This window comes from Otoolea muris (genome assembly GCF_943193115.1).
GTDB lineage: Bacteria > Bacillota > Clostridia > Lachnospirales > Lachnospiraceae > Otoolea > Otoolea muris.
This window is the reverse complement of record NZ_CALPCY010000046.1, coordinates 20,432-37,580: the sequence shown is the minus strand read 5'-3', so window position 1 is coordinate 37,580 and position 17,149 is coordinate 20,432. Positions and strand designations below refer to the sequence as shown.

The window sequence follows — 17,149 nt, the reverse complement described above, 5'->3', positions numbered from 1 at the left end:
TTTCCGTCACTTTTACCTCTTTGCAGGAAAATCCTACGCAAAGTTTATATGCGACAACGTGTCGCTGCACTGTCAAAGGGGGCTAAACGTGCGCCGCAGCTAATTAAGATGCTTTTCGCTGTCTTGCCCGCCGCCAGTTTGTATTTTTTATACTGCTTTACTGCAAAATGCTCCGGCTCTCTTTCCTCCAGCTCATCGAACATCAAATCAACGGGATTTTTAAATTCCTCGTCATCCTCCCTTGCTTCGCTGGCATTTATCATGTCAAGCAACGTAGTGAAATTCTGTTCTTCCTCCACGCACTCATACCAGATGTACCCGATCAGTGCAGTATAATAGAGCTTTTCGGCTTTCACCCAAAAATCCTCGCCGGATTGCTGCCCCTCCCCTTTGGTGTTTAAGATGATTGTGTTTACGAGTTTCAAAATGTCCTTCTCGCTCCGGATATAAACGAGAGGGTTGTAGTGCATGGACTTTTTAAAGTTAATGGTATTCAGCACTTTCACCCGGTAACTGTTCTTTAAGAGCATTTTTCCGCACTCTACTAACACTGTCCCCTTCGGATCGGTGACAACATATGATGAGTGCATCTGCATCAGGTTGGGTTTTACAAAAAACCTCGTCTTGCCAGAACCAGAACCGCCGATGACAAGGATATTTTTATTCCTCGCATACTTCGGCTGTTTCGGTCTGCCGGACATCATCAGCCTTTCCGTTTCTGTGAGTAACACGTTGTTCTCAAATACCGGATCGACATAAGGCTCAATATCCTTTGCGTTTCCCCACCTCGCAGAGCCGTACTCCATGCCATGCCGGAACTTCTTGGCATTCTTGGCTTTGAAATACACCACAAGGCGGAGCGCAATGCCGCACCCTATCCCTATCAGCAAATCTTTTGGGTGGAAACTTGGTAACGGGTTGGAAAATAAGCCCTCCATTCCCGCCATGACCGCCATCGCCTTTGCGGAAGCGTCCTGCCCCGGTGATACCCGCCACAGCCACGCTATTTTGTCGCAGAAGTACCCGGCAAGCACATAGGGGAGATTCATAAGGAGAAGTTTCTTTTTGTCAATATTCCCTGTCTTTGCCTTGAGCTTTTCAGGGATTGACTTTAGGTCTTTGGCTATGCTCTCTACGATTTTACTCATAATGACTGCCCCCTGTCCTTCTGGTGTTCCCTTGCCCTCTCCCGGTTTTTGTCCTTGCCTAGCTGCTCCCGGAACTCTGCCAGTTTCTCCTTTACGGAGATTCGGTTATGCTTTTTCTCATTAACTTTTACAAACTCCTTAAATGCCTGCGTTATCACGTCGGCATCTTTGCCCTTGAATAATACGATGTGCTTCGGCGGCTTCTCCGTCTTGTCCTTCTTCACAGCGAACTGCACGTTGTACTTCTTTGCCACTCTCTCAAAGGACTTGATGTTATTATCCGTCACCTCAATGCTCGAAGCGCCCATACCCTGACCGACCAGCTCTTTCACTGATATTTTCCCATGCGGCATCTGCTTTCCCTGTTTCCGGTGTTCCAGATACATCTTCATAGCCTTTTTCAGCACGTCGGCAGTCAGCCGGGAAGATCTAAACACAAGGGCAATGGTTTTCTGTGTCACTTCCTCCTGCATGGTTTTTCCTCCTTCTTTTTTTATTGCTGTACGCCCGTCAGGGTGGGACGTACAGCCTGTGGATCAGATATTTCATAAGCTCTCCTTCCCACTTCTGGACAAAAAGTCCAAAAGCTGTATTTATCCTATAAGCACCCGGAACGGATACAGGATTCGTATTCCTCCAGTCCTGCGCCTGCATCCTCCCCGTATGACAGCTTTATGTCACAGAAGTCATGCAGTGTGCCGGATAACAGAAAATCCTTATAAAACCTTGCGAAATCGCCGCAAAACTTTTCTATGATGCGTGTAAAATCATCACTCTCACGATATTCATAATAAATCTGTTTCCCGCCAGTGCTGCCAAGCATATCCGTAAGCTGGTAACTAAGCTCCCCAGTCTGCTTGACGGAAATCTGCATCAAATTGTAGTCATTCCTCAGCTTGAAATAGGAACTGTGGAATTTTGACGATACTGTGATATTGGGATTCTCCCCCAACTCCGCACAGACCGCCGCCAGCCTTTTCAATAGCTCCGCTGTTGCTTTTTTCTGGAACTCTCTTTTTTTCATTACATCCTCCATTCTGCTTCTGGACAAAAAGTCCAAAAGTTTTCCCAACGCAAAAAGGGCAGCTACAAACCGCTGTTTACGGTCTATAACTGCCCTCACGCTGTTTCTGATATTTAATTATCTGTACCGTATCACCGGACACTGCTTTGTCTTTTTCCCTGCTTTCCTCCGTTCCAGAGCGAAAACCATATCCCCGGTACGCTCAAAATATCCTATATCCTTTTTCCAGCTCATGCCGCATTTACAATGCTGCAAGCCGATAAACTGCTGTTTCATCTTCCTTCCGCAGTTCGGGCATACTTTTTTGCTCCTGCCCTTCTGCTTTGCTTTTGGCTTGTCGGCATCCTGCTTCTTTTCCTTCTTTTCGGGAAGCCCATTCTCCGCTATCCTTGTTTCATAACGTGGCAATCGGTAAAGATACAGGCTGTATATTTCATCAAAGGAAGCCTTTTCCGCTATCCCCTTTACCCTCTGGTAAATCTGCCCCGCAATTTTTTCACAGTCCTCTCCTTCCGGCATCCTGCCATGCTCCCTGTAATAATCACAGGTCTTTTGGAACATACCGTCTGCTATTCCTGCTTTCTGTTTCTGCTTTAAGTCCTTATATGTCCTGTCCGCCCTCCGCTTCCTGTTTCCCAAACGCACCACTCCTTTATCCTGATATAGTCTATTTTAGCAGAAAACGCACCGGAATTGTAAAAAATATCTGCCGCCTTAACCGAAAGCGTCTTTGCACAGGGCAATGAAATATCTCTTTTTCTCCAATATTTCCTCCTGCCTGTCTTTGGAAAGCGTCTGGAATATCTCGTCATAGTCAAGCTCCGCAAGCGGCGTACCAAGCACTGGCGTTAAGACCTCATGTTCATACCATATCCGCCAGAGTTCCTCAAACAGTTCCCCGCTGTCCGTAAATGCCATTGCCGAATCAAATCCCTCTCCCTCGCTGAACCATTGCAGACGGACAAAGCCGAACCTCCCGGCATCCGCCACCATTACATCGGTCAGCTCATACAGCTCCGCAAACGCATCCGCCACCTTCCGGCATTTTGCCCGCTGTTCTTCCGTAATATATTTTTCCGCCATAGCGCACCTCCTAACTTACTTCTGGACAAAAAGTCCAAAAGCTATCTATCCTCTTTTAAACAGTAGATTGTGCAGAGGTCAGCGCATAACACGCCTTCCCCGCATTTTATTGTGTCAAATAAAAGGCATTGGAACAATACGTCACGCACATCTTCCAGACTGGCGATGCCCTGTTCCTTCTCCGAAAAGCCTGCTCCAGGAATATCCATATCCGCCGATGCCGCCCGCCTTGCTAAGATGCAGTGCGTATAAAGTCCGAGGATATGTTTATCCGACATGGGAAAAGCGAAGGTTTCCTGCCCGTCATAGGTCACCCGGTACTTTTCCAGTTCCCCTTCCGGCAGTCCAAAGCAGCACCGCACCGTTTCCAGATAAGTATGCCCGTCAAAATCCGGCTTTATTTTCTTCCCATACCTGCGGATTGCGGAAAATATGCTGTTCCGGTCAAGAAAAGAACGGGTACGCTGAAAAGCCGGCTTCCTGCCCTTAATGTCCATGTAAACATTATTCCCTGTCCCCTTCCCGGCAAACCTGCCATAATCGCCTGTCCGCAGCAGATAGGACAATACCTCCAGCAGCTTTTCCTTTGACGCAATCTCCTGATAGGGGGAATCGCCAAACTCTATTTTTACAAACCTCAATGGGCAGCTCCCCTTTGCGATTTCCCGTTCCATTGCCCGGTCAATATCCCGCATGGACTCCATTTATCCATCTCCTTCCGCTTTGCGCTCAAACATCCCTTTTTCTTCCCATCCGCCGCCATACATATCATGCTGAACCAACTGCTGGTAATAATGGTTCATGGTGTTCGGGGCATTGTAGAGGGCAGTCACCATGTACGCCCTGATGTTGGTTATCCTTGTTGTGGTTTCCTTCATGCACCCGATGACGTACTCCAAATGGGAGCTGTTCAGCTTCAGGAACTTTGATTTTACTAGCTCATACGGGTAATCTTCCCCATTGACTTTTACCGTCCTGCGCTTCACGCACACAATCTCGCAGATCACCTCATACAGTTCCTCATACAGACCTTTTTCGCTCCAATCGCCATATTTCATGTGATGCTCATACTCGATATTCTCCTTAATGATTTCCATGTAGGCGCTGGCATCATCCATCACATCAATCATACCATTATCCGGCTTGCCCGGTTCCTGTTTTTCTGTTTCCATATCAGATTGATTGATAGGATTGGTATAACTCAGATCGGTATAATTAGTATTGTTATAATTAGGGTTCGATTCCCGAACTTCCGCAAGTTCGGTTTCCGAATTTCTTGAAGTTTGGTTTCCGAACTCCTGCAAGTTCGGTTTCCGAATCTCTTGAAGTTCGATTTCCGAACTTCTTGAAGTTTGATTATCGAACCTCTTGAAGTTCGGTTTCCGAACTTCTGCGGAACTGTCAGCATTATCCGGCTTTCCCGGCTCTCCGCCCGGTTCTTTCCCGGTATCCAGTGTCGCAAAATTCTTCACATAGATAATGTCCGGCTTGCCCAGTCCCTGTCTTTTCTTCTCAATCAGACCGATGCCCTTTTTGCTGTCAAGCTCCGCTATTACTTTAGCGCATTTTTCCCTTGCGCATCCCAAATCCTCCATTATGTTATCCAGCGTGTAATGGATATACACCCTGTTTTCTTCGTCAAGCCAGCCATTCTTGATTGACAATGCCAGCCTGTCAAGCATCAGACCATAAAGGAGCTTCGCATCGCTGGACAACTCTTTAAACCTTGCGTCTTTTATCAGCAGCCTCGGCACTCTGTAAAAAGAGAACTGTTCCGCTTCGATGCCATAATAATAGTCGAATTTTATTGCGCCATCCACGCCGATGCACCTCCCCTCTATTGTCTTTTCGTGCCATTTCTGGCACTCCATTCATCCAGAAGCTGAATGATGATGCCCTCTATTTCCTCACTGCTGCAATCCTCCGCAAAATACTCGCTGATCTTGTCTGCTTTCAGCGTCACTTTCCGTTCCTTCGGCTTTTCCTCCGTCAGTATCATACGCACCATTGCAAAGGTAAGCTCCCCGGTTTTTCCATATTCTTTGAGCTGCGCCGACTGCACCATGCTGACGTTACAGCCTTTTTCCTCTATGACTGCCTGTACCCACCCTTGCGCTTCTTCCGCAAGAAAGGAAATGTCAACGCCCTGTGAGAAGCCGAGCTTCTTACCGTCCACCATAGCAAGGAGTTCATCAGACAGGCGGGAAAGCCAGATATACCGCTGAACCTTTTTAGCGTTCTCCCCGGCGGCTTCCCCGACCTCATCCAGTGTGTTTCTGCCTGACTTTTTCCCCTGATGCTTCATGGCTTCATACTTCATCTTATAGGCTCTCGCCTTTTCGCTTGGTAAAATATCTTCCCGCTGGATATTGGAATCCACCATGATAATCGTAGCTTCATCATCGGTGTAGTTGCGGACAACCACAGGCATCTCCGTTTTTCCGGCAAGCTCCGAGCCACGTTTGCGGCGGTGTCCGGCTATGATCTCATAGCCGCCGCCCTCCCTCGGTCTTGCAATCCCCGGCACAAGCACCCCGTACTGGCGGATACTCTCGGTTGTTTCCTCCATCTTCTCATCGTCCTCCACCCGGAACGGGTGGTCTTTGAACGTGTAAAGCTCTGCCAGCGGCGCATTGATAATCTGCTCCACCCCGTTTTCCTGTGCGGCACTCCCGCCGAACAAGTCATCAAAACTTTCCAGAGCAACCTTCGATGCGCTTCTTGATTTTATATTACTGCCCATCTGCAAGCACCTCCTTTGTCAGAGAATCGTAAGCTGACGCCACTTTCCCCTTTGGATCATGCTTGTAGATGCTGACGCCCTCCGCTGAAATCTCTGCCGCCCGGACGGAAATGGGAATGACATTGGCAAATATCCTTACCCGGCTTCCATAGGCTTCCTTCAGCATGGAGCTGATGTCCTTTGCGTAGTTCGTCCGGCTGTCCACCATTGTAAGCAGAATCCCCTCAATCTCCAGTTTCGGGTTAATCTGCCGCTTTACCTTTCCCACCGTCTTAATAAGCTGCTGCAAGCCTTTGACGGGCAGGTATGCCGCCTGTACGGGTATCAGGATACTGTCGGCGCAGGCAAAGGCGTTTATGGTAATCATGCCGAGGGAAGGCATACAGTCAATCAGGATATAATCGTAACTCTCCCTGACAATCTCTATGTACGACCGCAGCACCGTTTCCCGGCTCATAACATTCACAAGGGAAACCTCCAGACCGGAAAGCTCAATGTTCCCCGGCATAAGGTCTATCCCTTCCTCATGGTGGAGAATGCCTTCTCCCGGTTCTACTTCCTCGTCATTGATTAAATCCCCCATAATGGTTGCAAGCGTGACTTCCAGACTGTCCGGCTCTGTAAAGCCTAAACTTGCGGTAAGACTTCCCTGTGCGTCCGCATCAATCAGAAGCACTTTCTTTCCCTGTTTTGCCAATCCAATTCCTAAATTGCTTGTGGTGGTGGTCTTGCCGACTCCGCCTTTCTGGTTTGCGATTGCGATTATTTTACACATGATGATTCTCCTTTTCTTCTACTGGTTTTCTTTTACGTTGCTTTTCCTGACTTCCACATAAGTCCGGTAATATTTCTTTGTCCCTTTGTTTGGGAACATATCGGAAAACTCCGTCACTTCAATTTTCGGGTTCCTCTGTAAAATCTTCCCGAACCACTTAATATCGTTCTTTGTTCCCATAAGCCTAACCTTTAACATCAGTCCCGTCCTCCGAACATGGCATACAGATCGTGGTTATATGTTGCGTATTCCGGATACCGAATCTGTATTGCCTGCCAAAAATAGGGCGCATAGGCACAGCAGAACAGTTCTTCCACTGTGTACCGTCTGCACTCGTCCACCTGTTCCTCCGCATCATCATAGTCAAGGACGCTCGGCGTACCGTTGCAGTAAAGGTTAAACGCCATCCTGACCACTCTCACGCTCCCGCTGGTCTGCCAGCCTTCATGCAGGCACTCCGTTTTCACGCAGCCTGTCTTAAAATCATAAATACTTTTGATATTTCTTCTTGTGTCATCGCTGATACCAAGACAATATACAAGCGCTTTGTGGTACACGTCCTGACACCTGACCTCTTTCAATTTCTCGTAGTAGAATTTTTCATGTGCATCGCTGATAAAAATAATCGCTTTCTCTGCTCCTAACGCTGTACTACTCATGTTCATTTCCTCCATTTCTTATTTTGTTTTTGACCATAACAAAAGGACACTTCCCTAAAATTTTCTTTTAGAAAAATGTCCTTATCGTACAAAATATTGAATTGGATTTATGAGTACAACTATTCATTAACGCTCATTATTCTTTGTTATGCGTTGTAAAATTGTTGTAAATTTGTTGTAGTTTACAAGTTCAAGTACCGCAAACCCTTGATTTTACTGGTTTTCTTTGCCAAGCGTTTTCATCGTCGGGAATACCAAAGAAGATAAAGTATTATTACTCATTATCAAGTATTCTCCCGTATTTGCCGCATTTCCAAAACGTATTATAAAGTATTATTCCGTACCATGCAAGCAAAATTCGTAGTAACTTTGTAGTATCTCAGCTATTTTGTAGTTACGATTCACACATTCAATTCCAGGACTCTCTCCTAAAATATATCAAGATTGTGTGATAAATTTTCGATTGCTTCCTTTTTCTTTGCGTCTGTGACCTCCGCATATATATCCATTGTTGTTTCGATATTAGCGTGTCCCATAACAGCCTGAATGACTTTTACATTTGTTTCTTTCTCGCAGAACCTCGTACAAAAGGTATGCCGTAAATGGTGGCAGGAAAAATGGGGAATGATAATGGGCTGTCTTCTCTCCTTTTTGGCATTTATCACTTCTTCTGCATTATAATTCTCCAAAATCCTTTTAATCGTCCTGTTTACAGTCTGTGGATTATGGATATTTCCAAAGCGGTTGCAAAATACAAATCCAGTCATACCGTCAATCACTGTACTGTTGAAGCCAGATTCTTTCTGTACCTCATACTCCGTTTTGAACGCTTCATAAACTGCGTCCATCATTGGAATCGTCCTGATACCTGCCTCCGTTTTGGGAAGCGATACCGCAAACTCTGACTTGCGTGTTTTCCCGCCCTCCCTTGCGTAGTATGTCACGCTATGGTTAATACTGATAAGGCGGCTCTCAAAGTCTAAATCATCCCACCTCAATCCGATCACTTCCCCAATCCTGCACCCGGTTCCTAACAAAACCGTGAATAACGGATGCCAATGGAAAAATACCGGATTGTTTGCGGTATAATCCATAAAAGCCCTTTGCTGCTCCAGTGTCAGAGCGTGTCTGATGCCCTTATTCTTTCCTGATTTCCTTTTTATGTCTGCCATAACACCGTCAGACGGATTCATGCGTATAATTCCGTCACGCACTGCCAACTGAAACGTAGGGTGTAGAACCGTATGGATTGTATCAACTGTGTTTGCCTGCAAGTCCTTTTCATTTAACAGGTGATAATAGAAATACATTACATCGGAATACTTTATCTCTCCGATCTTGCGCTGTCCAAAGCCTTCTCTGACAAAATGGTTATACATATATAAGTAGTTCGAGCGTGTTGTCCTGCGCAAGTCATATTTCGTTGACATATACCTGTCAAAAACATAATTTAAGGTTGCACTTCCGGCTACATAAACATCCAGTCCGTCAAGCTGGTTTTTTATCAAATCCGCTTCTTTTTCTCTTAGTGTCTGCAAATCCCTGGCATATACAAATCTGCGTTTCTTGAACGGATCAGTGTATGTATATACATAAGTGTTATCCGTTCTTTGCGATTCCCCCTTCCGTAATGCTCTGCCTTTGTTGTCTTTTCTTGCTTTCGCCATCTCTGCTCCTTTCTTCAAGGAGAAAGATTTTGCACCTCTGCATCCGGCGTCCGTAATAGTAGATCAACACCTGTATGCAATAGTTGAGTTATGGTCATTCCGTGACTGTCCGCATAATCTTTCAGCTTTTGCAGCTCCTTATCCGTTACCCTTACACTTAATGTATTCAGTTTCGGGGCATCAGACTTGGGCCTACCCATTTTAGCCATCTGTATGCACCTCCAATCACTTCTACCTACTATTATACTTTCCGTATACGAAAAGTCAAGTGTTTTTTGCTGCAAAATCTCTCAATCAAAAAAAATCATCACACATATAATCTGAATGTTTCCAGATATTCCTCAAAAATATCACAATTTACAAGTACCAATTTATCTACCTTGTAAATAGCCTTTGCGTCTTTTGCCATCTGCTCAAACTTGCTCTGGCACATACTATACATTTCTGCGCCTTCTTTATAGCGAACAAATCTTTTTCCGTTTTTCATTCGCTCCATCATATCACCTCTTTCTGTCTACAAATAAGCAGCATCTTATCTGCCCATGACAGCCACGAAACTCTTTCCCGGCTCTCATCAGCAGACAAAACTTCACTCCAAACTCTTTCAAAAAACACATACAGGTGACAGCTCATTACACTGTCCACATCGGTATCGCACCGTCACTCCAAACTGACCGGAAAACCCGGAAGTATCATTATCAAAGATATGCCTCATAGCCTCATGCAACTGCTGCACTTTTCGCCAGACATTCATCGCTCACTGCCTTAACTTCAATACCAGATTTCAGTATTCCCTCGTATGCACTTCCAGACAAAAATGGAAGCAGGCAGTTCTTGGCGTGTCCGCATAGCGGCTCCGCACATCCCACACGTCCCGTATGTATTTGCATATTCAATTATCAAGGTACACACGCCAACCTGCGTTGGCGGGCAGAAATCCCTCTGCCTGTTTTGGATAAAATCATCTTTGGACTTGCCAGCCCAAAAAGCACATAAGCACTCTCCGCCTGCTATGAACGGTTCTATAAAGATTATGTGCTTTAGCGGAATGGCAAGTTCATAATTCCAGTTTATCAGGGCCGTATTTATGTATGATCTGTAACAGGATTTTCTTTTGTGACCCCTGCGCCTGTCCGTATATTTCACGCAGAGTTTTTAGCTCGTCAGCAGAAAGGGTATTCACATATGGCTTGTAATCATCCCCTATAAAAATCCCACCATCCCCTCCCTGCTTTGTATAAATCGGGTATCCGGGAGATAAAGCCTGAATATCTTTTTGTATCGTGCGGGTAGTGACGCCAAATTCGTCCGCCAGTTCCCTTGCCGTTGTACGCCGCCGGATAATCAGAATGTTAATGATTTCCGTCCTGCGGTCTGCTGTATTCATGCTTCACCTCCCTTCTGCTAATTCTCCAATCACATTGTAAAAAACGAACCCGAACAATCCGTTCCTATTCAAAAAAATAATTTAAAAAGTTTTCCGGTTCTCTCCTGCCCCACTCTTTTGACAGCCTTTATACCTCCGTCTTTTGTTTTTCTCCTGCTATCTTTTGTTGACTTTCCTCCTGCCGCTTGTTAAAATCTTTAGTGGATAGAATCACAACTTCATCAACAGACACTCAAACTGCTATGAGCCGGATCAGGGCAACTCTGCCCTGTTTTGGTTGTGGCAGTTTTTTATTTGCCAGGGCAAACCCAAAAGCCAAATATCCGCAGGGCTTTTCAAAAGCAGGGGCGGAAACGCCCATATGTGTTGTAAGACGCTCGCCTAAGCTCGCACAACACGCAAATTCCCTACGGGTAATTTGCCACGAATAGCAAGCACTGCCTATGGACGTCCATAGGCTTCAATTTCCCCAAGTTCCTCCAAATGGGAACTTGAGAAAATTGGCTTGCAGAGGGCATATCCCCCTGACCCCCTTTGCGCTCCAAAATCCCGAAATTGCCTCTGCGGAATTTCTGGATTTTTACGCTTGAAAAACCCTCCTGCCGGATACGGCATATTACAAAAAACAAACCATTTTTATCGAAAGGAGCTTCTCAAATAATGGAGAACAGAGAACGCCAAAACCGCTTAACACTCCGTCTGAACGATGATGAACTTTACATACTGGAGCAGAAATGCAAAGCCTCCAACATGAAAGACAAATCCGCTTTCCTCCGGCATCTGATCCTGTACGGCTATGTCTATGACATTGACTATTCAGAGCTACGGGAATACAACTCTGCACTTGCAAAAATCGGAAACAATCTAAACCAGATCGCAAAGCGCATGAATGCCACGGGCAATGTATACAAATCCGATGTAAATGAAGTAAAGGAGCTGATGAAACAGGTATGGCATACACAAAAATCCATGCTATCACGGCAACCGTCAGTAAGGCAGTAGACTACATCTGCAACCCTGCCAAAACCGATGAGGGCATACTGATTTCTTCCTACGGCTGCAGCCCCGAAACTGCCGCCTATGATTTCAAATTTGCCCTGTCAAAAACCAGCCAGTCCGACCCAAACAAAGCCTATCATTTGATACAGTCCTTTCTTCCCGGTGAGGTTACTTATAAGGAAGCCCACCAGATAGGCGTGGAGCTTGCCGACAGACTTTTAGAGGGGAAATACTCGTATGTTGTCAGCACCCATATAGATAAAGGCCACGTCCATAACCATGTGATTTTCTGTGCCGCCGATAACATCAATCATCAGAAATATCATGACTGCAAAAAGACCTATTACAACATCCGTAGCCTGAGCGATGACCTTTGCCGGGAGCATGAACTTTCCATCATCACTCCGGGGGAAAAACGGGGCAAAACTTACAAGGAATGGCAGGCTGGCAAAAACGGCTCCGCATGGAAAGAACAGTTAAAGTCCGACATTGACGAAGCCATTAAAAACGCCGCCACCTACGAGGACTGCATTGAGCTGATCCGGGCAAAAGGTTATGAAATAAAAGGTGCGGACTTTGGGGAGAAAGCATATAAATTTATCTCATTCCGTCCTCTGGACAGAGAGCGTTTTGTCCGTGGGAGTGCAAAGTCTTTAGGAACGGAATACACCAAAGAACGCATCAGGGAACGCATTGAGGAAAAGGAGCTTGCTAAGGAAAAAAAGCGTATTCCGTTCCCTGCCCGGAAGAAGCCCGTTGTCAAAGATTATTCAAGGAAAAAACTTATTGACACCACCGAGGATAAGTTTGCTGAAAGCCCTGGCCTGAAACATTGGGCTGACATTCAAAACCTTAAAATTGCCGCCTCAAGTTACAGTCAGGCAGGCTCTATTTCCGAGCTTGAAAAGCAGATCGCCGCCAAGTCCACACTGGCAAAAACAGCCCGTGAGAGCCTTGTGGAAACCGAGCATCAGCTAAAGGATTTAGGGCAAGTTTTGAAATATGCCGAGCAGTACAAAGCCAACCGCATCTACCATATCCGCTACCAGAAGTCAAAGGATAAGGACAGATACCTGCGCCAGCACGAAACGGAGCTTCTGCTCCATGACGGCGCTGAAAATATGCTGAAACGCTTTGGCATTGACACAAAAAACCTTGATGTCGAAAAGCTTCGCAGCGACTACAATGCGCTCTATTCCAAAAAGCAGGCTTTACAGAAAACTTATAAAACTGCCGAAAAAGAAAGCGCTGACCTTAACCGGAAACTGGACAACCTCAACCAATATCTTGACCGTACCCCGGAGCAGGCGGCTGTTGACAAAAAAGTGCAAAAAAACCAAAATACCCTCTAAATTCGACATCAAAAAAGGGTGTATCCCAACGAGGTTTTGTCCTTCATTGCGATACACCCTTATGTGTGTGGCAGTCCCTGTATTTAGACCTTCTTCATATTTAATGTTATGTATTTTCTTATATCGCTCTTTCATGTACTCTGATTCACTTTCCAACTGTATTTTGCTGTAATTCACGCCCGCCGAAGTGTATTGTAAACTACTATCGAGGTGAATCACAATGAATGAAGCAAAACAAAATCTTGCTGCCGCAGTGCGTGATGCCCGGACTGGACTCGGACTCTCGCAGGAAAAACTTGCCGAAATCCTGAATATTGACTCACGCACCATACTCAATATCGAAGCCGGACGGGGAAACCCCAAATTTGAAAAGCTGTACACCCTGGTTACATACCTGAAAATACCAGCCGACAAAATCTTTGATCCGGCATACAAAGAAGAAACCCCAAACCTTCAGAAACTCCTGGCCCTGCAAAAAGACTGCACAGAACAGGAAGCTGTTGACCTGATACCTATGATCCGCTACCTGCTTGGCCTGTTGCGGAAATAACACTCTCTGCCGCATCCGCAACAGCCATCCAAATCTAAAAATCATCATTTATGTACCGTCTTAAAAGTGCAAAGGCATCTATTGGTATCTTCCAATAGACGCCTTTATTTCTAAACTACCCTCTATATATTCTCTACCCGCAAAATCCCTTCGTCTTTTTTAGTAATATGCCTGTTGATCCCTTTTATCGTTTGTGCATTATTGGTTTTCTTCGTGTGGTGCTTCTGTACCAGAATGAATTAAGCCAAGTTATTTAATAATGCCGTATAGAAGGTCTTTTCATCCTCCATAAACTCTGCATTCTTCTCTGTCACTGCCCCTAATGGATTCTCCAGCCGTTCTATGATCTTCTTTACAGCCGCAATGCTGCTTTCCAGGTCGCTGCCAAAAATATCATCATTCCCGCCTGTCGCAAAGTCCTGTTCCATAGCAAGCTGTGACAACGTGCTTGAAAATCCCTGCGGGAATGGATTCACTCCCGTTTCTTCAAGCGTTTTCTGCCATGCCGCTTTCAGACTTTCTGTGGTATTTTCCAGATAATAATTGCTTATGTATGCGATCTGGTTTCTTGTCCTTTCATCCGCATAGGTGTATGTCCTGTTATTTGCTTTCAGCATTTCATAAGCGGATTTCGCCTCACTGTCTGCCTGTGATTCATACCACCCATTCCCATTCCTGCTGTACTTCATGCCGTTGACTGTAAAATCCTTTGATGCGTCTATGCCAAGATATCCCATCACATCGGAAACGCCCTCATTCCATCTGGCATATTCCTCCTGAGAATATGCTACCGTATGCATATTCCCACAAGCGTTTCGTAGCAGCGTAGCCAGCGAATCAGCCATCTTCTGCGCTTTCAAATATGCCTGCGTGTCATATGGATTATCCCCGCCAGAAACCTCCACGCCCTGCGGCTTTACCGTCAGTATATAACCGTCATTTACCGCAATGCGGCTGCCGGATGCAATATCAACAGAGTTACCCTGCCGGTTCAGGGATGACCTTTCTGCCAGCTTGATAGGTGTTTTCAAAACCTGCACCAAATCCTCTACGGGATTTAACAAGTTTTGCATTGAACCATTGAAGGCTTCTCTATCCTTTATTACAGTATTTTTCACATTTGATGTAAGCTGTCTGGTATTGGGATTGATATACCATGATTGATTATTTGAAATCTCCATTCTTTTCTCCTTTCTGCGGCCCCTCTGTCGGTCAGGGCCAACTTAGCTCTCTCATAATAAGTCCGAGCAGTTTATCGCTTCATACAGAAACACTTTATCTAACTTCCCCTGTCAAATTCCATACCGGCCTTCACCTCCTCTCGCTGATCTGCTGGGGATGCCTGCCCTGTCCGGCGCGACTTTGGCGACCTCGCTTTTGCGTAGGGCGAGGAACTTATTCCCCATATAGACGTTCTGTTGTCTTCTCCCGGAGGGAATCGGACAGCTTAGATGATGCCTTTCCTGCCTTTTGGATGTCCACATGATGGCTTTTTGCTATTCCTGTTATATCCATTTAATCGCCTCTCACTTCTGCATTTTCTTTTTGATAAGCATAGAAATCAGCATGGCCGCTATCCCCAAGGCAAGATAAACTGCTGCATACAGGATAAATGCCGTCTCCCCCATGTCAAAAAATACCCATGTGCCTATGAGAAACAGCGCAGCCGAGATAACCGGAAGGCTCCATAAGCGCCGGATGCCCTTTCCCGCAAATGCTCCGATTAGCACGGAATATAATGGATTGACCGCAAAAAACAGAAGAAAACATACCGCCATTCCTGCATCGCCTTTTACGAAAGTAACCGCAAGCCACGGAAACGCCAGCATAACTACCGCCGAAGCCGCCATCCATAAAATAATGTTCTTTTTCATATGATACCTCTTCCAAAATCTGTTTTTAATTCCCCAATCTGTCAGAACATAGGGGATACCTGCCTTGTCGGGCTGTGACCTTATTGGAAATATTCCAAATCTTGTTACTCTCTCAATCTTCTGGCACTGTTCCATTAGGGCACTCAATTCCTAAAATATCATAATACTCATTTGTAAATGAAATTTGCTCATAAGGGAAATTGCTTTGCAAATCTTTGATATACTCAAACGGGGTATCTATCAATGCTACATCCATCCCTTTGCGAATTGTATCCAAAACGCTTTTTACTTCGGGCCGGGCTTTATATTCCTGTTCTTCTGGACAATTAACAAAATCATCAAACATTTTCTTGTCCCACCAAATAAGCTGTTGCAGAGTATTTGTGCCACCAGCGGCGAGTATCAGCCCTAAGAAATCATAAAAATTACGGGCAATGGGATAGACAAAGTAATCGCAACAAGTTTCTGGATTAACGCAGAAAACCATATCTCCAAAACCTTCAATGAAGCAGTAGTGTATGCCATTATCCCAGCCAATGATTTCAGCTCCAATAGGTGTGCAAAAACATGGCATTCTCCCTCCAGACGCTAAGCCAATCCAACTGCCGTCTATCTTCAAATTTTTATATTTTTCATAAAGCGTGTTCATTTAGATACCTCCGAAACAACTCTTAATCTGCCGGAAACCAGTGATGCCTACCCTGCTCCCCGATTCCCCATCTGTTAGAAATAAGGCGCCCGCATCTCTCAAACATCTAAATTGAGCGGCGGTGCAGAAGTGTTTGTGATTTCATACCACTCACCGTCATATCGGAAATATGCCTTGTCAATATATACCCATGCGAAGGACAGTTCTCCATCATTGACATTGAACTGATAAGACGATCCACCGTTCCATACTTCATTGGGAGCCTTCCGTTCGGCATATGTCCTGTGTTCCAATGATAGTTCAGAAAGCCATGCGTTCAGTTCCTCAATTTCTTCCTGCGTCAACTGCCACGGTTCTAAGTCACTACCATTATAAAAACCACTTACTTCAATGCTCGTGATTTTTTCAGGGAGTACATCACCAAGAATAGGTGAAATGCCTTTATCCTTACTGGAACAGCCCGTCACCGTAATGCATAACAGCACAGCCAACATTGATAGAATCAAACGATATTTTTTCATTGTAATGGCCTCCTATAAATGTTTTCTTTTGCCTCCATTATTATAGGCGAAAACATCGAAATCCGCTCCCTTGCAATAAGTCCGGGCAGTTTCCCCCGGCAGAGGCGCATGGCTTTTGCGCCTCCGCCGAATAGCGGGTATGGGTTATATCTTCATATCCAGCCCTTTTGCTTCTCCCGATACCATTGACGTTATGCTCTCATCCGCAAAGATTTCATCCAGCACATCAGACGGAATCGGTTTGCCATGCGTCCAACCGGGTACCCTTTCTTTCACGGCACTGGCTACTTTTCTTCCAATGCTTATTTCCAACTGCCCCAAAGTCCATGCCGCCGCTACCCGGTCTTCCTTCTTTAATGTCTTATAATAATTATTTTTTGCCTGGGCCATTTCTTCCCACTCTGCCTCATTGTCACCGGACATTCCGTTGTATTTATAATACGCATCCTTCACGCTGTTAAAAACACACTGCTTCATCTCATCAGCTACCTTGATGATCTTCCTCGCATTGGGATTGTTGGTAACACACATCCCTTCCACGCCATAAGAATTTTTCCTATGTCCGGTAAGCTGGTCTTCCAGCGTATTCCTGCCGCCCGCACTGGATCGCTTTGCCCCGGCGAAAGGCATATTCATATTTGCCTTGCCGCCATTCATCCTTGATAAAAGCTGCCAGATTCCCTGATTGTTATTTCCTATACGCATGATAAAATTCCTC

At 45.5% G+C, this 17,149-nt stretch carries 22 protein-coding genes and 1 pseudogene; 3 read left to right on the top strand and 20 right to left on the bottom strand.

The genetic code is table 11. The features are described 5' to 3' along the window. Positions 1 to 71: 71 nt before the first annotated feature. From NFS31_RS20530 to NFS31_RS20460, 15 genes and pseudogenes are all read right to left on the bottom strand, one after another. Positions 72 to 1,148 (bottom strand): annotated as a pseudogene (locus NFS31_RS20530) (VirD4-like conjugal transfer protein, CD1115 family); the annotation flags it as partial. Further along, positions 1,145 to 1,621: a PcfB family protein gene (locus NFS31_RS20525; RefSeq protein ID WP_251499296.1), complete on the bottom strand. Its 477-nt coding sequence runs from the start codon at positions 1,619 to 1,621 to the stop codon at positions 1,145 to 1,147. The pseudogene NFS31_RS20530 and the gene NFS31_RS20525, both read right to left, overlap by 4 nt. A gap of 125 nt (positions 1,622 to 1,746) precedes the next feature. Then, positions 1,747 to 2,172, bottom strand: coding sequence for a hypothetical protein (locus NFS31_RS20520; RefSeq protein WP_162225270.1), 426 nt, complete (start codon positions 2,170 to 2,172; stop codon positions 1,747 to 1,749). A 117-nt stretch (positions 2,173 to 2,289) separates the two neighbouring features. After that, a complete protein-coding gene (locus NFS31_RS20515) occupies positions 2,290 to 2,817 on the bottom strand; it encodes a hypothetical protein (RefSeq protein WP_465223443.1) in 528 nt (175 codons plus the stop codon). A gap of 69 nt (positions 2,818 to 2,886) precedes the next feature. Continuing rightward, positions 2,887 to 3,255 carry a hypothetical protein gene (locus NFS31_RS20510; RefSeq protein ID WP_251499290.1) on the bottom strand — a complete coding sequence of 123 codons (369 nt, stop codon included), beginning with the start codon at positions 3,253 to 3,255 and terminating at the stop codon, positions 2,887 to 2,889. Between the two features lie 41 nt (positions 3,256 to 3,296). Continuing rightward, positions 3,297 to 3,959, bottom strand: coding sequence for a hypothetical protein (locus tag NFS31_RS20505; RefSeq protein ID WP_251499288.1), 663 nt, complete (start codon positions 3,957 to 3,959; stop codon positions 3,297 to 3,299). After that, positions 3,960 to 5,075: a DUF6017 domain-containing protein gene (locus tag NFS31_RS20500; protein WP_251499285.1), complete on the bottom strand. Its 1,116-nt coding sequence runs from the start codon at positions 5,073 to 5,075 to the stop codon at positions 3,960 to 3,962. A 17-nt stretch (positions 5,076 to 5,092) separates the two neighbouring features. Further along, complete coding sequence (locus NFS31_RS20495) at positions 5,093 to 5,998, bottom strand: ParB/RepB/Spo0J family partition protein (protein WP_251499282.1); 906 nt, start codon at positions 5,996 to 5,998, stop codon at positions 5,093 to 5,095. Then, positions 5,988 to 6,773, bottom strand: coding sequence for a ParA family protein (locus tag NFS31_RS20490; protein ID WP_251499280.1), 786 nt, complete (start codon positions 6,771 to 6,773; stop codon positions 5,988 to 5,990). Before NFS31_RS20490 ends, NFS31_RS20495 begins: the two co-directional genes overlap by 11 nt. A gap of 18 nt (positions 6,774 to 6,791) precedes the next feature. Then, entirely contained in the window at positions 6,792 to 6,971 is a 180-nt protein-coding gene (locus NFS31_RS20485) for a hypothetical protein (RefSeq protein WP_004066881.1), read from the bottom strand. Then, positions 6,971 to 7,432, bottom strand: coding sequence for a DUF6075 family protein (locus tag NFS31_RS20480; protein WP_251499277.1), 462 nt, complete (start codon positions 7,430 to 7,432; stop codon positions 6,971 to 6,973). The genes NFS31_RS20485 and NFS31_RS20480 overlap by 1 nt, the downstream gene beginning before the upstream one ends. Positions 7,433 to 7,860: 428 nt before the next feature. After that, positions 7,861 to 9,099, bottom strand: coding sequence for a tyrosine-type recombinase/integrase (locus tag NFS31_RS20475; RefSeq protein ID WP_016222222.1), 1,239 nt, complete (start codon positions 9,097 to 9,099; stop codon positions 7,861 to 7,863). Between the two features lie 14 nt (positions 9,100 to 9,113). Continuing rightward, on the bottom strand, positions 9,114 to 9,308 hold the full coding sequence (locus NFS31_RS20470; protein ID WP_016222223.1) for a hypothetical protein: 195 nt from the start codon (positions 9,306 to 9,308) through the stop codon (positions 9,114 to 9,116). Between the two features lie 98 nt (positions 9,309 to 9,406). Beyond that, complete coding sequence (locus tag NFS31_RS20465) at positions 9,407 to 9,595, bottom strand: DUF6462 family protein (protein ID WP_016222224.1); 189 nt, start codon at positions 9,593 to 9,595, stop codon at positions 9,407 to 9,409. Between the two features lie 561 nt (positions 9,596 to 10,156). Beyond that, the gene (locus tag NFS31_RS20460) at positions 10,157 to 10,486 is read right to left on the bottom strand and encodes an HTH domain-containing protein (protein WP_251499275.1); all 330 of its coding nucleotides are present in this window, start codon (positions 10,484 to 10,486) and stop codon (positions 10,157 to 10,159) included. 660 nt (positions 10,487 to 11,146) lie between these two features. On the opposite strand from NFS31_RS20460, the gene NFS31_RS20455 reads away from it, so the two are divergent. The 3 genes from NFS31_RS20455 (at position 11,147) to NFS31_RS20445 (ending at position 13,387) form a co-directional block, all read left to right on the top strand. After that, entirely contained in the window at positions 11,147 to 11,488 is a 342-nt protein-coding gene (locus NFS31_RS20455; RefSeq protein WP_251499272.1) for a plasmid mobilization protein, read from the top strand. After that, a complete protein-coding gene (locus NFS31_RS20450) occupies positions 11,437 to 12,837 on the top strand; it encodes a relaxase/mobilization nuclease domain-containing protein (protein ID WP_251499268.1) in 1,401 nt (466 codons plus the stop codon). The genes NFS31_RS20455 and NFS31_RS20450 overlap by 52 nt, the downstream gene beginning before the upstream one ends. Positions 12,838 to 13,057: 220 nt before the next feature. Then, positions 13,058 to 13,387, top strand: coding sequence for a helix-turn-helix domain-containing protein (locus NFS31_RS20445; protein ID WP_004054500.1), 330 nt, complete (start codon positions 13,058 to 13,060; stop codon positions 13,385 to 13,387). 239 nt (positions 13,388 to 13,626) lie between these two features. Here the strand turns inward: NFS31_RS20445 and NFS31_RS20440 are convergent, their stop codons facing one another. The 5 genes from NFS31_RS20440 to NFS31_RS20420 form a co-directional block, all read right to left on the bottom strand. Next, positions 13,627 to 14,568, bottom strand: coding sequence for a hypothetical protein (locus NFS31_RS20440; RefSeq protein WP_251499265.1), 942 nt, complete (start codon positions 14,566 to 14,568; stop codon positions 13,627 to 13,629). A gap of 345 nt (positions 14,569 to 14,913) precedes the next feature. After that, complete coding sequence (locus NFS31_RS20435; RefSeq protein WP_251499262.1) at positions 14,914 to 15,261, bottom strand: hypothetical protein; 348 nt, start codon at positions 15,259 to 15,261, stop codon at positions 14,914 to 14,916. A gap of 112 nt (positions 15,262 to 15,373) precedes the next feature. Beyond that, complete coding sequence (locus tag NFS31_RS20430; RefSeq protein WP_251499260.1) at positions 15,374 to 15,910, bottom strand: hypothetical protein; 537 nt, start codon at positions 15,908 to 15,910, stop codon at positions 15,374 to 15,376. A 98-nt stretch (positions 15,911 to 16,008) separates the two neighbouring features. Beyond that, positions 16,009 to 16,431 carry a hypothetical protein gene (locus tag NFS31_RS20425; RefSeq protein ID WP_251499257.1) on the bottom strand — a complete coding sequence of 141 codons (423 nt, stop codon included), beginning with the start codon at positions 16,429 to 16,431 and terminating at the stop codon, positions 16,009 to 16,011. A 144-nt stretch (positions 16,432 to 16,575) separates the two neighbouring features. Further along, complete coding sequence (locus tag NFS31_RS20420) at positions 16,576 to 17,136, bottom strand: DUF3879 family protein (protein ID WP_251499254.1); 561 nt, start codon at positions 17,134 to 17,136, stop codon at positions 16,576 to 16,578. Positions 17,137 to 17,149: the final 13 nt, after the last annotated feature.